This window comes from Komagataeibacter diospyri (assembly GCF_043995075.1).
GTDB lineage: Bacteria > Pseudomonadota > Alphaproteobacteria > Acetobacterales > Acetobacteraceae > Komagataeibacter > Komagataeibacter diospyri.
The window spans coordinates 185,829-198,985 of sequence record NZ_CP171837.1; the positions used below are offsets into that span (position 1 = coordinate 185,829).

Below are 13,157 nucleotides of genomic sequence, written 5' to 3' on the forward strand. Positions count from 1 at the left end.
TTGCAAAACGCACCGCCTTCCGGCCGCCTGCCTGCCGGCATCTGGAAAATTGTCAGTGTTGCGGCCATCGGGTCCTTCATGTCGCAACTGGATGCGACGATCGTCAATGTCTCGCTCCCGGATCTGGTCACCACGCTGCACGCACCATTTTCCACGGTCCAGTGGGTGGTCAGCGGATATCTGCTGGCGCTGGCCCTGACACTCCCCCTGAACGGATGGCTGGTTGACCGGTTTGGGGGGCGGACCATCTATCTGGGGTGTTTTGCCGGGTTTACGGTGACATCCGCCCTGTGCGCACTGGCCTGGTCCGCGCCGTCGCTGATCGCGTTTCGCGTCCTGCAGGGCATGGCGGGCGGCCTGCTGGCCCCCATGGCGCAGATGACGATTGCCCGCGCCGCCGGAAAGCAGCTTCCCCGGGTCGCGAGCGCCGTCACGCTTCCCATACTGCTTGCCCCACTTCTCGGTCCTGTCGTGGCTGGTAGCATCCTGTCGGTTGCGTCCTGGCGATGGATTTTCCTGCTCAACCTGCCATTCGGGCTTGTCGCACTGCTGCTCGCCAGTATGTTCCTGCCCGATGACAGACAGGAATGCCGTCCGCGCAGGCTCGACATTGTCGGGCTGGCACTGCTGTCTCCGGCCCTGGTCGCGCTGCTTTATGGCACCGATCATATGGGGCAGCGAACGGGTCAGGGTCTCCTGTGCCTGGCTGTCGTCATGGGGATTTTCTATCTGCGGCAGGCGCATCGGAAAGGAGCGCATGCGCTGATTGATCTGGCGCTGTTCCGGGCGTCGGTCTTCTCCGCTTCCGCGCTGATCATGTTCATGGTGAACGGGGTTGCATTCGCGGGACAGATGCTCCTGCCGGTCTGGCTCATCCATGCCTGCGGCATCCCTGCGGAGCGGACAGGCTGGTTCATGGCGCCGCTGGGCGTGGGCATGATGTGCACATATCCGCTGACAGGACGCCTGACGGCGCATTTTGGCATCCGCAGGCTGACCCGTTACGGGGCCATCTGTTCGGGACTTGGCACCCTGATGCTTGCCGTGCTCGCCTGCTCCGGTTTCAACATCTTCATTCTTGCGATAGCGCTTTTCCTGCGTGGGGCAGGAACCGGGATCATCGGGATCCCGGCGATGAGCGCGGGGTATGCATCCGTCACGCCAGCGGAAATCCCCATGGCGACCATCGCCCTCAATATCGTGCAGCGTATCGGTGGCCCGACCCTGACCACACTCTGCGCCACGTTACTGGGGTGGCGTCTGTCGCATGCCACCACTCCCCCTGCGGTCTCAGCGGCTTTTACGGCGGCTTTCGGCCTGCTCTGCGTCTTTCACGGCTGCCTGCTTCTGGCGACATTCAGGCTGCCGAAGGGCACGTCACGGCGTCCACCGCCATAATGGTCGTTCTTCGAGCCGCAAGCCTGCAATCTGAATATCGACACAGCATTTCGAAGGCGTCTTCCAACCATTCCTCCTGGGACTGGCGCATCGGCATCCTGAACTTGATCTCGACCTGTCAGTTACGGATCGCCATGCCGATCTCGTGGAAGAAGGTATCGATATGGCCGTCCGGCTGGGACATCCCGGCAACAGCGCCACACTGAGCGGTCGCAGGCTGGCCACGCAGCAATCCGTTCTGTGTGCATCGCCTGACTATCTTGATCGCAGGGGATCCCCCGAGACCATTGACGATTTTGTCCGGCACGACTGCCTTCTGTTTGCCCGTAACGGCCAGTTGCTGCCTGGCATCTGACGGATGTTGGCACTGGCCTAGCGCAGGCGGTTACACCCCGCCCCCGTCACATCATCAGTCATGGCGACGGTCTCCGCGACGCGGCGTTAGCGGGAAGCGGCCTTGCCTGGCTTGCAACATGGCTGGTTGCGACAGATCTGCAGGTCGGAAGGCTCAGAGCCATTCCCATTCCCAGCGCGCCGCAGGATATGGATGTCCATGTCCTGTGGCCGAAATCCCGAACGTTCTCCCCCCAGATACGGGCAAGCGTGGATGCGCTGGTCAGAACATTTCAGCCGATCCCCCCACGGGATCAACTCTGATCACCGGGAATGTTCACCAGGATTTTCCCTTTCAGCTTCCCTTGCATAAAAGATGACAGATCACGTGGCAGATCCTCAAAGGAAGTCACGGTCGCGGGCTGAAGATCCAGAGCGCCGATCCGAACGGCTTCCAGCAACTCCGTTCCCGCACTGCGCAAGTCGCGCCAGTCTGTCACTGTTCCATACTCATGAATGGCGTTGAGTGCGACTTCATGAAGGGACACTGCTGTCGTGAACGCCGGAAGCGGTGCGGTTTCAATCCGGTCCTGGATACAGACCAGATGGCCATTATAGCCGATCAGGTCGGCCAGCGTGCGGGCATAGCTCCCGCTGGTGGTGTCGAACGCCGCAAACAGGCGCCGTGGACCAAGTGCCGCAGCAAGTTTTGTGCACCACGTATCGTCACGGTAATCGAAGGCACCGCTTATCCCCAGTCCCAGCAGATGGTCATGGTGAGCAGGCCCTGCCGTCACCCAGACGCGCCAGCCCCGTCTGACCGCTAGTTGCGCCAGAATAAGCGACACCGATCCTCCCGCGCCCGTCACAAGAACATCGCGATCCGGTAATGGGGGCACCTTCCCGATCGCCTGCCATGCCGTAAGGCCGGGACACGGCACACTGGCGGCCTGCTCATCACTCAGTCCATCCGGCACCGGCAGGACGCTGCGTGCCTTCAGCACGGTGCGTTGGGCGAAACTGCCGTCCTTTCCCAGCCCCTGATGATAGGCCACACGCAGTCCGACAGGCAGGGTGACGCCAGCCCCGACCGCGACAATCCGGCCTACGCCGTCCACGCCGGGTACGTGACCGGACTTCCAGGCAGGGTGCCCATGCCGGATGATTTTCCAGTCGACGGGATTGAAAGCTGCCATGGTATTGGCAACGATGATGTCACCAGCGGCTACCGGTTCAACCTGTTTCTCCACACGCTGCAACCGATCTGGATCTCCGGGTCCGTTCCAGACCCAGGCATCGTAGCGACCAGATTGGCTTTCTGTATCCGTCATGCTTTCCATCCATTCTTTACCCTGTGATTGGAAACTAGGGTGTGCTTTCCCCTAGCCTGCAGGCTAGAACGGTGGCGGTCTATCACCGTCATGATCATCGCCGGTACAATAACGCCACCAATTTGCAAACAGCTATTGACTCTGTGCGTGTCTTGAAGGAAAAAGGGAGTGCCTTGCTATCAGGGCACAGGATCACGACCCGTAAAGGTCACTATATCTAGGAGCCCAGTGTGGCCGCAGCATCAAATCCCATTCGATTGACTGCCGAGCAGGCAGCGATTGTTATTCTCTATGTTATCGACCACTATTCTCGCGAAAAGGCGAAAGAGGTCAGTCGTGTTCGCTTTTCCAAAGCGACTATGCGTAAGTTATGCATGCGTAAGAATTTGCATGATAGCTTTGCAGCAGAAGTCATCGTGGAACTGGCAGAATATGGCTGGACAATGTTCCCTGCCGGTGATGACTTTGCGTTAATCCAAACTTCGGCTCTTTCGGCTTGGCTTCGGTTAGGCAGCAAAAGAATCGCAGCGGAACGCAAACAGTTGCGGAATGGTAACTTAGACGTTCTTGAGGAAATGCTCGATCAGATCGAGTTACCCCCTCTCGACGACGAAGATGACGATTAACGCAGATCTTCTTCAATAAAAAACAACAACAAAAGTAAGAAAGCTGCATCGTTGTCATAACGGCAATATTGTACCTTGGAAACTGGCAAAAATTCGCAAAACGAAGCTGGTTTTCGCGCATGGTTGCAGCTTTCTAGCTTTCCATCTGTATTTTCACGGTTATCGACGCCCGATAGATTAACTGCAAGTCCACCAGTCCCGCATGCCTCGGCAGTCGGTGTCTGAGGCTTTCGGTAGACATCATATTGGGTTCAGTTTGAGGCCGAGTTGATATGGCATCTCCTGATTAATAAGATGGAAGTTCCGAATGACAGAACTCGACAATGTATTCATCATAGAGAGCCTCAATCCAGAGGATTTCTATGAACGACGTCTTGATGGCCATGCGGCCAACAAAATGCTGAAGATCCTCGGCATAAAGACGAAGTACCACGTAGCCTTTACCCAGCCGCTCGTTGAACGAGCTGTTGCCGAAGCGGCCAAGAAAAACTTCCAAGTTTTGCATTTCTCGTCACACGGAGATAGCGAGGGAGTTCAGCTCACATCTGGCAAGAACCTGAACTGGTCCGAGTTTGTTCAATTGATCAAGCCGGCTTCGGGGCCAAAGAAGGCACTGGTGATGGCAACTTGCGGTGGAGGTGACAGGGAGTTAACCAAAGCATTGCAGGCCGCGGGTGTAACGTTCGGATGGGTATTTGGATCAACTGCTAAAAATGTAAATTTCTCCGATTGTTTTCTTGCGTGGTCCATCCTTTATAATCGACTCGTTGATCACGGTTTCCAAAAAGATGAACTGATGACGACACTGAAATCAATTAACAAAGCAATTACAGGCGATTTCATTTACCGCCGATGGAATGGAAAAAAATATAAATATTATCCGTCCATAAAGTAAACTTCAAAAATTATGGCTTTGTTGCGTATCGGTCCAAAACAAAAAGACTCCAAAAAAATAATATAACGCGGAATAATCATTATTCCGATGCGCAACTCAAGAAAATAGATATATAATTAACATAAAAACAATAAATTATCGTCACGATACGACATTCGATCGACATAGTGTTCCATACGCGCTTGTGAATATGTCCCGCTCTCTTCCAAGAGGTCGCGGAAGGCAGAACAGGTAGCCGCCACACGGGTCCGTTGAACGCATGATGCAGGGACTACATGAAACTGAGCACCATATCCCTCTACACATAGATGTTTTCTACCTGCAACCGACTAAATGTTACGAAGCACAAGTTATTGCGCAATGTATACAGAACGGGGGAATCATCATAATTTCAAACGTATTTAACGAAAATATTCCATTAGACTGGAGATATTTTTGAGATGTCATCAGCAGAGTATATCGCCCGGATTACTTCCGTGCTCCAGATGACTGCAACAGCGGCCTTGCCTAAACTACTTAATCGAAATTTATCGCGATCTTCTGTATTCTTGTGTATATAGAGGATAGAAAAAGCAGAACAAGCGTTACTATGCACTCACCTTCTCGCTGAACTGAGGATCGCTCATTCCCGTTATGACATAACTGGCGGCGACATATCGGTTGAAGGAAGCGGAATAAATTCGTCGTGGTCCGCTTCAGGCAGCTTCATCCGTCCGGCCTTCCAGTCCTCGGCGGCTTCCGTCAGCCGTTTTTTTGAGGAACTGACGAAATTCCAGAACAGGAACCGCTCACCGACCGGTTCGCCACCCAGCACCATGGCCGTAGTCGGTTCCACGGCCCGGAAGGACGACGCACCGGACGCAAGCACGAGCATCTGTCCCGATCCGTACCGCTCCCCGCCGATCTCGACTGCTCCTGTGGCGATGTAAAGGGCACGCTGAGCGTAGCGGGAAGGAATTTCCGCCCTTGCACCCGCCTCGAGTTCGAGATGTACATAAAAAAGCGGGGAATGCGTTCGCGCCGCAGCGCTCAGACCGTAGGCCGCCCCGGCGATCAGTTGCCCCCGCAAGCCGTCCCCCTCCCATTGCGGCAGGTCATCCCCTTCGTGATGCGAGAAGGACGGCGCCGTTTCCTCGGCTCCATCAGGAAGCGCAACCCATGCCTGAATGCCGTGTAGATGATCGCCAACCGCGCGGGCTTTCTCGAAGCGTTCACTATGTGTAATCCCGCTACCCGCCGTCATCCAGTTGACTTCCTGTGGCCTGATCGCCTGTTCGGACCCCAGGCTGTCGCGGTGCATGACTTCGCCCGAAAACAGATAGGTAACGGTCGACAGGCCGATATGCGGATGGGGTCGCACATCGACGCTATGATCGACTCCCGCCGCCAGATCCAGTGGCCCCATATGGTCGAAAAAGATAAAGGGTCCAACCATCCGCTGCCGCGCGAAAGGCAGGACACGACCCACTTCCAGTCCTCCACCCAGACTGCGGCGGCGCTGTTTGATCAACATCTCAATCATGGGGCTTCCTTTATTCCATAGACAACGCGTAGCACTATCTCTGGGCAACAGGATCGCGCCCGTATGGGGATGAACGCTCACGAACCGGTTACGCGGCAATGGCGTGGCGGTTTTTGTCGGATAGCGGCAACAAACGGGTAATATCGTATGTGCTTTGAAAGCAGTCGGGCACATTATTCCTGCCACATTATGTCCCGTGTGGCATTTCTGTCGGTACCGCCAAGGTAACGTGTCCAGAACAGCAGAGATAACACGGGAGTAAAAGACCGCCTGTCATTGGCCGGAAGCCCGGTGACAGGCAGCCATACAGCGCCGGATGCCATGTTGCGCGGCAGCCCGTGGGGGCCTGCAACGGTTTACGGTTGCAGTTCGAATGCGCCAGCAATCGTCAGCGTCACATCGTCACCCACAAGCGGCACGTACTGTTTGACGCCAAACTGGCTGCGGATAATCGTGCCCGTCGCTTCAAAGCCTACGGTAAACATCTTGTCGAGCGGGTTGGTCCCGCTGCCGACTAGACGGGCCTTCAATGTGACCGGCCGGGTCACGCCGTGCAGGGTCAGGTTGCCGGTAATGTCGGCGGTATTCGCGCCAGTCTGGACAATGCGGGTGGATTTGAACGTCGCGTTGGGAAACTGACCCGCATCGAACCACTGCGCGCTTTTCAGCTCGCCATCCAGCTTCGGCACCGTGGTGTCGACCGACTGCACCGGAATCGTGACATCAAGGCTGGTGGCCGAGAGATGGGCGGGATCGATTTTAAGCGAGCCGGATACACCGGTAAAAAAACCGGAAAAATTGCTGAAACCCATATGCGAGAGGGTGAAGCCGACCTGCGTATGATACGGCTCGACCCTGTAGGTGCCAGCCCTCACTGCCGACGGGTCGGGCGTGGCAACCTGCTGAGCGGAGGCATAGGAAACCGCGCCGAAAACAGTCATGGCCATCAGCGCCGATGCCACGAAATTATGTCTGGTCATAAAGAATATTCCTGTTGCACAAAAGGATATCAGGCCGGAACGAGGGCGATTTCGCTCTGGGCCTGGACAATGGCGGCCTCTTTGGCCTCAGCGCCCAGGGACAGGCCTTCCGCCCTGATCCAGACGACATCACGCACACCGATGAAGCCAAGGACCGCACTGAGATATTTTTCCTGGTGATCCAGAACGGCGGCCGGGCTGTCGCCAGTATAGACCCCGCCACGGGACGAGATGAGGAATGCCTTTTTACCCGCCGGCAGCAGTCCTTCCGGGCCAGCCGCACCATACTGGAACGTCCTGCCAGCCACGACCACACGATCAATCCATGACTTGAGCTGTGCGGGAATGGAGAAATTGTACATCGGTACGCCAATCACGATAATGTCGGCGGCCGCCAGATCCTCGATATGGGAATTCCCGATCGCCACATCCGCTTCAAGCGTGGCTTCCGTCACGGGGCTACCCTGACGGGCCGCCAAGTGCGCGCCGGTCAGGTACGGCAACGGATCGGCGGCGAGATCGCGGTAGAGCACGGTGGCATCGGGATGCTCGGCCTTCTGCCGCGCGACGGTCTCAGCCGAAAGCTGGCGGCTGACGGAATATTCGCCAAGGATACTGGAATCGATATGCAGGATCTTCACGCTGGTCTTCTCCGCAGGGGGGCAGGACACGGACCATCTGTTGCGCCCTGAAAACAGGTTTCCGATGGCCCTGAACATGATCCAGCATGTCCCATAAACACAGGTATCTATAAACCCGCTATATTCCGATATATAATATCGCCACAGCCGATGGATGGAGTGAGTCTTGCTGGATGGCGTATCACTGGATCAACTGCGCACCTTCATTGCGGCCAGCGATGAAGGTAGCTTCTCGGCCGCGGCCCGACTGCTGCGCCGGTCGCAATCGGCCGTCAGCGAAATGGTTGCGGGCCTTGAGGCCCAGATGGGTGTGATGCTGTTCGACCGGACGGGCCGCTACCCACAGTTGACCGTTGCCGGCACGGTTCTGCTGGCCGATGCGCGCGGCGTGGTTGCGGGCGTGGATTTCATGAAGGCCCGGGCCAAAGGCATGTCGTCCGGGCTGGAGCCGGAACTGTCGGTCGTGGTCGACGTGTTCTTCCCGATGGACCGCATGACATCCGTGGCGGCGAAGTTTCGCGAGACGTTTCCACACACACCCCTACGGCTTTATGTCGAGGCTCTTGGCGGCGTGTTTCAGCCCCTGCTCGATGGGCGGGCCGGTATTGGTATTGCAGGCCCCCTGCCCGACCTTCTCCCGTCCATGTCCAGCGAGGCGCTGGGGGATATCCGTTTCCTGATCGTGGCGGCCCATGATCATCCGCTTGCGCGGATTGACGGCGTCATTCCCCGGGAAGAACTGGCCCGCCACGTCCAGCTTGTGCTGACCGACCGCACCAATTTGTCCGCAGGCAAGGAACGTGGCGTCATGTCGCCCCTGACATGGCGGCTTGCCGATCTGTATGCCAAGCATCATTTTCTGCTGGGCGGTCTGGGGTGGGGTGGCATGCCGTTTCATACCGTCCAGGCGGATATTGAAAATGGTCGGCTGGTTGAACTCCGCATCGAGGGCATCGCACAGGGAGGTACCGATATGCCCATGACAGTGGTTTATCCAACGGCCGAGCCGCCAGGCCCGACTGGCCGTTGGCTAATTGATCGGCTGAAACTGTGTCCCAGAGAATAAAGATATGGGGAATTAGCCGTTCGCTGGTAAAGTGTTGTTTTATGCTACAGTCAGAAGCGCAGTCGCTTGCTTTGCGCTGGTGACTCTCGAAGGGATTTGTATGACATTGGCAAACATCACTAAGCCTGTGCCCTCTCATGCAGAGCGATCCGCGCAACGGGCAACTGAAGCAGTCAACGCGCTTGTCGCCGCAGAGACGTTTGCTGAAGCACGGCTGGCATGGGAGGACTTTCTGACCCATTGGCGGCGAGGCCTTAATCGCTGCGATGGCAAAGCCCGACGTGATCGGCGCAAGCAGTATGTGCCTAGTCACAATCGGGTTAGGGCAGACCCTGCGCTTGCCTATCTATGGGCGGCAAGGAACGCTGAGGAACATGGCCTTAATGAAATTGCAATCGTACAGCAAAAAGCACTCGCGATTGGAGCTCTGGACGGTTACCGTCACGAGACGTCTAAACGTGGGTCTCACGGGGAATGGGTCTTTAAATTCACGCCTTTGACTGACCAGCCGCCACCGTTTGTCATGCTTCTGCCTGAGCATATTGAGCTACAGACCATCAACGATGGAAGGACGGATGTCCCTGTCCCGTCAGGCTACACGTACATTGTCGGAGAGACATCCGCTCCGGTGGCGCTGGCGACTTATGGTCTGAACTTTCTTTTTAAAGAGATTTCCGATCTGACATTTCGCGAGGATGATCAGGACCAAGGTCCATTGGACTTTGAACGACAGCATAAATCTCATAGTCGTCTGTAACGATCATGATGCGGTCCATGTATTCGATCACGTCGCTTCTGTCTGGTGATGCTCACCAAGGGAATCCGTCCGAATGATAAAATCCCTATGAAGAACCATCGACAGACAACATTTTCATGTTCCTAGCACTACTTTGGCAGAATACGTTTTGGGATCTGGAGTAGAAGGTTTCCACAGTGCGGCCATTACCCGGTGGATGGTCGCAGGATGTGATCAAGAATGGCCTGTCGTATTGCTGGCAGACTGGGCTTTGGAGGCGGGCCGGTGACTCGTTTTTTCCGCCCGACCGCCGTGAGGCGCTGGGACTGGAGAAAGGCGTAGGCCATCAAGGACATCAGGGCGTGTCGGTGCAGGCCTGTCCATAATCGCCCCTCAAAGTGATCAAGGCCCAGTTCCTCCTTGAGTTGCTGATGCGCCTGTTCGCAGACCCATCGGGCCTTGATCGCAGCGGCCAGTAGCCTGAGGGAGGTGTCGGCAGACAGGTTGGACAGATAGTATTTCCGTTCTCCGGTGGAACGGTGCTCGCCAATCAGCCAGGCTTCATCCCCAGGGATATGCTGGGCCGTCCGGCCACCGATACGCTGGGCTGGACCATCTGCAACGCGTATCCGCATGGCTGCAAAGCGGGCCGCCAGGCCACCTTTGGTCCCACGACGCCATCCGAACCTGCGCCATGTTGCAGTTTCCAGTATCTTATGAGCAGGAACAGATTGCTGGTCCGGTACCGGATGTATCCGGGATGGGCCGCGCTTTCTGGCCGGAAACACCAATTACACATGGGCGGAATAGACTGTCGGATGACGTGATATCCCGACTGCCCAGCGCAGGCCCCGCGCGCTCAGAGCCTGACGGAACGGGGCAGACAGGCCATAACCGGCATCCGCAATAACACAGCCAAAACGGACACCGCGGCCTGCAATTGGGCGCAGACCACGGCGCTGTCGGGCATATGCTGCCAGTCATCGGTCAGGCCCAGATCCACCAAAATTTGCAGCAGGGCGCCCCACACGCCCTGCTTGGCCCAACGGCGAAACCGGACATACACGGAGTTCCACTTGCCGTAGCGCTCACGCAGGTCCCGCCAGGGGCAGTCCAGTGCGCAAGACATGCAACATGCCATTGAGGAACAGGTGGTTGTCTCCGGCCGCTCGAGCCCAACGTCCGCGCTCAGGCGGCAGAAGCGGACCAATTATCGCTCATTCCTGATCCGTCAGATCGTCTCGTGCCATGCCTGTTCCACTACGCCGTCTTGCTAAAGCAACTAGTGAAACAAATCGTACCCAGACCAACGGGTGTTTTGTCAACGCGACCTAAAGGCTACGCGATTGCATGGGTCGTTAGAGAAATCCCATTTCTGATTTCCAAATGTCTGGCATGAGGCGCATACTGCCCGCCAGTTATGCGGATAGTTGATAAGCCATTTTGGTCGAGGACGTCGCATTTCCGGTGTCCAGCAGGAAAAAGACGAAGAACAACCATTCCTGCATCGGAATGGACATAAGTGCGCCGCGCTCACTACCGGCATTACAGCATATCGCTCGGCAATCAAAATTAAACGTCAGACGTTCTGCCCCAATCGAGCATCGAACCAAAGCACTTCAAGGCATAATTGCCAGAATGCAAGCATTTTCCATGATCGTACAGTTCCAATTCAACGGCACAGTGCCGATCATCGTGCTTGCACGTAATGTTTCACCACGCATCGAATATAAGAGGCGGTTCAGTTGCAAAAATGTTCTTACTTCGTTATGTAGAAATAAGATCCGCAGATTTTGCGTAAGCGATGTCTTTACATCCCGACTTTTCGCTCGTGAGGATACAATGGAGCATACGTTTGTCGCTGATACAAATCTGTTCTTCGAATGTAAACGCCTTGAAGATATTCCTTGGCTCGACTTGGGAGTAGACCCGGTTGTTATCGCATTAACCAAACCGGTTTTGACAGAGATTGATAAGCACAAGAATGGAGGCGGCAGAACGCGCAGACGCGCTATCGAGATTTCGGGGCGCGTACGTGAAATGCTTACGGCCTGTCAGCAGGAAGTCATTATACAAGAAGCCGGGCCGCGTGTCGCGCTCAGGCTTATGCCCATAGTCCCGCCTGACCCAGAATTCGCCACCTTACTTGACTATAGCATCAACGACGACCGGATTGTCGGGACTGTTGCCAGTCTTTTGAAAGATAAAACGTTCGCTTCCGTCTCAATGCTGACAGATGACAGTGTCGCAGCATCTACTGCGCAGGGCCTTGGTGTCCCCTTCTTTCTTATCCCTGAAAGCTGGAAACGACCACCGGGACAGACGAGCGAGGCGAAGCGAATTAAGGAACTGGAAAAAGATCTTGCGACCTACCGTTCGCAGGAGCCTGTCATTAATATTGTGAGCGCTTCAAATGCGGCAATGGCGACTAATGTGGTCCGCCGGGTTGCGATGGCACTTCGACCGCCAGAAATTGACCAGTTGATCGACAATCTAAAAGCACGTCATCCCCTAAAAGTGGATTTTTCTGCTCCAGAAGCCGTGATTCAGGCTGATGGAACCGAAATTTCCTATAAAGTACCGGATGAAGAAGAAATCGGGAAATACTCGGCCGAAACATACCCGAAATGGATCAATGCATGCCGCTCGATTTTGGAGACGCTGCATGAAGGCCGTGTGGAGCCTGAGCCCGAAATAGTGTTAACATTTGGTATTTCCAATGATGGCACTCGACCAGCGTCAAAGATGCGCATTTCCTTTGAGGCTGTAGGTAATATCAATTTAAGTCGTGACGCACGCGGTCCAGACGATGACAGGAACCAGATTAATGACGGGCATTCCGCGCTGTCCCCGCTTCCCAGGCTACCGGCCCCTCCTGCTGCACCGACGGTCCAACGTATCGTGAAGCCACCGCCGACTGCCTCGAAGGGCGTTAGTATCGCTACACTGAAAATGCCTGGCCATGGTCTGGGGATCCCTGAACTGGAGAACACGTCATACGGAGTGATTAGCGGTCTTGGTTCCCAATTTGAGGCAGTGCGCGAATTCCAGTCGATGTTCGACAGCATTCACGATATCGGAGGCTTCGCGGATATAAGGCGCCGCATGGGGCCAATATCGGACATGATGAGTATGACAGAGAGGTATGATCTTCTGCGCGGGTCGCTTGTTCAACCCATTGCTAGGCCAGGCTCTATGGACATCTCTGCCGTCCCGATTTTATCGATGCCAGACAAGCACAATCCTGAGAGGTTTTACTACGATCGATGGCCAAAGGAGAAACCCACCAAGCGTGGTGCTCTGACCTGCGATCTGTTCCGTCATCAGCGCAGCGACGTGTTATTCGAAATCGATGTAATATTTCCTGACAGTGGAGACGTCACTGGTGCGATTCGATGTACTGTTGAAGCCGAGAATCTGACTAAACCGGCGGAGCTTTTGATACGCGTCAGCCGTAAGATCGAAGCCTACAGTCTTATGACGATCGCAGATGAGATGGTTGAACATTGCGGTCGATAGATCTGGCTCTTAGGCAATTATTCGCTCGGCTTTATCGGGAGCTACATTTTCCAATCATGGATTATATAACTGAGCGCTACGTATATTCGCGTAATCTGCCATATTATGCC

At 55.5% G+C, this 13,157-nt stretch carries 13 protein-coding genes and 1 pseudogene; 8 read left to right on the forward strand and 6 right to left on the reverse strand.

All coding sequences use genetic code 11. From position 1 onward, the window contains the following. Nucleotides 1–78: 78 nt before the first annotated feature. The 3 genes from ACE2AA_RS17255 to ACE2AA_RS17265 all read left to right on the forward strand — a co-directional run bounded on the left by ACE2AA_RS17255 (nucleotide 79) and on the right by ACE2AA_RS17265 (nucleotide 2,055). Nucleotides 79–1,398, forward strand: a complete 1,320-nt coding sequence (locus ACE2AA_RS17255; protein WP_395372558.1) for a DHA2 family efflux MFS transporter permease subunit — start codon at nucleotides 79–81, stop codon at nucleotides 1,396–1,398. Between the two features lie 115 nt (nucleotides 1,399–1,513). Then, complete coding sequence (locus ACE2AA_RS17260) at nucleotides 1,514–1,753, forward strand: LysR substrate-binding domain-containing protein (RefSeq protein WP_395372560.1); 240 nt, start codon at nucleotides 1,514–1,516, stop codon at nucleotides 1,751–1,753. Nucleotides 1,754–1,806: 53 nt separating this feature from the next. Continuing rightward, a complete protein-coding gene (locus ACE2AA_RS17265) occupies nucleotides 1,807–2,055 on the forward strand; it encodes a LysR substrate-binding domain-containing protein (protein WP_395372561.1) in 249 nt (82 codons plus the stop codon). On the opposite strand, the gene ACE2AA_RS17270 is transcribed toward ACE2AA_RS17265, so the two are convergent. Beyond that, nucleotides 2,046–3,071 carry a zinc-binding dehydrogenase gene (locus ACE2AA_RS17270; protein WP_395372311.1) on the reverse strand — a complete coding sequence of 342 codons (1,026 nt, stop codon included), beginning with the start codon at nucleotides 3,069–3,071 and terminating at the stop codon, nucleotides 2,046–2,048. The two genes, ACE2AA_RS17265 and ACE2AA_RS17270, sit on opposite strands and share 10 nt — an antisense overlap. 221 nt (nucleotides 3,072–3,292) lie before the next feature. On the opposite strand from ACE2AA_RS17270, the gene ACE2AA_RS17275 reads away from it, so the two are divergent. Both ACE2AA_RS17275 and ACE2AA_RS17280 read left to right on the forward strand, forming a co-directional pair. After that, nucleotides 3,293–3,688 (forward strand): hypothetical protein, encoded by a 396-nt coding sequence (locus ACE2AA_RS17275; protein WP_395372312.1) that lies wholly within the window; start codon nucleotides 3,293–3,295, stop codon nucleotides 3,686–3,688. Nucleotides 3,689–3,995: 307 nt separating this feature from the next. Next, the gene (locus tag ACE2AA_RS17280; protein WP_395372313.1) at nucleotides 3,996–4,583 is read left to right on the forward strand and encodes a hypothetical protein; all 588 of its coding nucleotides are present in this window, start codon (nucleotides 3,996–3,998) and stop codon (nucleotides 4,581–4,583) included. A gap of 631 nt (nucleotides 4,584–5,214) precedes the next feature. On the opposite strand, the gene ACE2AA_RS17285 is transcribed toward ACE2AA_RS17280, so the two are convergent. The 3 genes from ACE2AA_RS17285 to ACE2AA_RS17295 form a co-directional block, all read right to left on the reverse strand. Continuing rightward, entirely contained in the window at nucleotides 5,215–6,105 is an 891-nt protein-coding gene (locus ACE2AA_RS17285) for a pirin family protein (protein WP_395372315.1), read from the reverse strand. A gap of 356 nt (nucleotides 6,106–6,461) precedes the next feature. Next, entirely contained in the window at nucleotides 6,462–7,085 is a 624-nt protein-coding gene (locus ACE2AA_RS17290; RefSeq protein WP_395372317.1) for a YceI family protein, read from the reverse strand. Between the two features lie 29 nt (nucleotides 7,086–7,114). Continuing rightward, nucleotides 7,115–7,726: an FMN-dependent NADH-azoreductase gene (locus ACE2AA_RS17295; RefSeq protein ID WP_395372318.1), complete on the reverse strand. Its 612-nt coding sequence runs from the start codon at nucleotides 7,724–7,726 to the stop codon at nucleotides 7,115–7,117. Nucleotides 7,727–7,892: 166 nt separating this feature from the next. Here ACE2AA_RS17295 and ACE2AA_RS17300 point away from each other — a divergent pair, with 166 nt between their 5' ends. Further along, complete coding sequence (locus ACE2AA_RS17300; RefSeq protein WP_395372320.1) at nucleotides 7,893–8,792, forward strand: LysR family transcriptional regulator; 900 nt, start codon at nucleotides 7,893–7,895, stop codon at nucleotides 8,790–8,792. A 100-nt stretch (nucleotides 8,793–8,892) separates the two neighbouring features. After that, entirely contained in the window at nucleotides 8,893–9,549 is a 657-nt protein-coding gene (locus ACE2AA_RS17305) for a hypothetical protein (protein WP_395372322.1), read from the forward strand. A gap of 213 nt (nucleotides 9,550–9,762) precedes the next feature. On the opposite strand, the pseudogene ACE2AA_RS17310 reads toward ACE2AA_RS17305, so the two are convergent. Beyond that, nucleotides 9,763–10,469: pseudogene (locus ACE2AA_RS17310) on the reverse strand (IS701 family transposase); the annotation flags it as partial. Then, nucleotides 10,388–10,669, reverse strand: a complete 282-nt coding sequence (locus tag ACE2AA_RS17315; RefSeq protein WP_395372562.1) for a transposase — start codon at nucleotides 10,667–10,669, stop codon at nucleotides 10,388–10,390. The gene ACE2AA_RS17315 and the pseudogene ACE2AA_RS17310, both read right to left, overlap by 82 nt. 326 nt (nucleotides 10,670–10,995) lie before the next feature. On the opposite strand from ACE2AA_RS17315, the gene ACE2AA_RS17320 reads away from it, so the two are divergent. Then, on the forward strand, nucleotides 10,996–13,047 hold the full coding sequence (locus tag ACE2AA_RS17320; RefSeq protein WP_395372324.1) for a PIN domain-containing protein: 2,052 nt from the start codon (nucleotides 10,996–10,998) through the stop codon (nucleotides 13,045–13,047). Nucleotides 13,048–13,157: the final 110 nt, after the last annotated feature.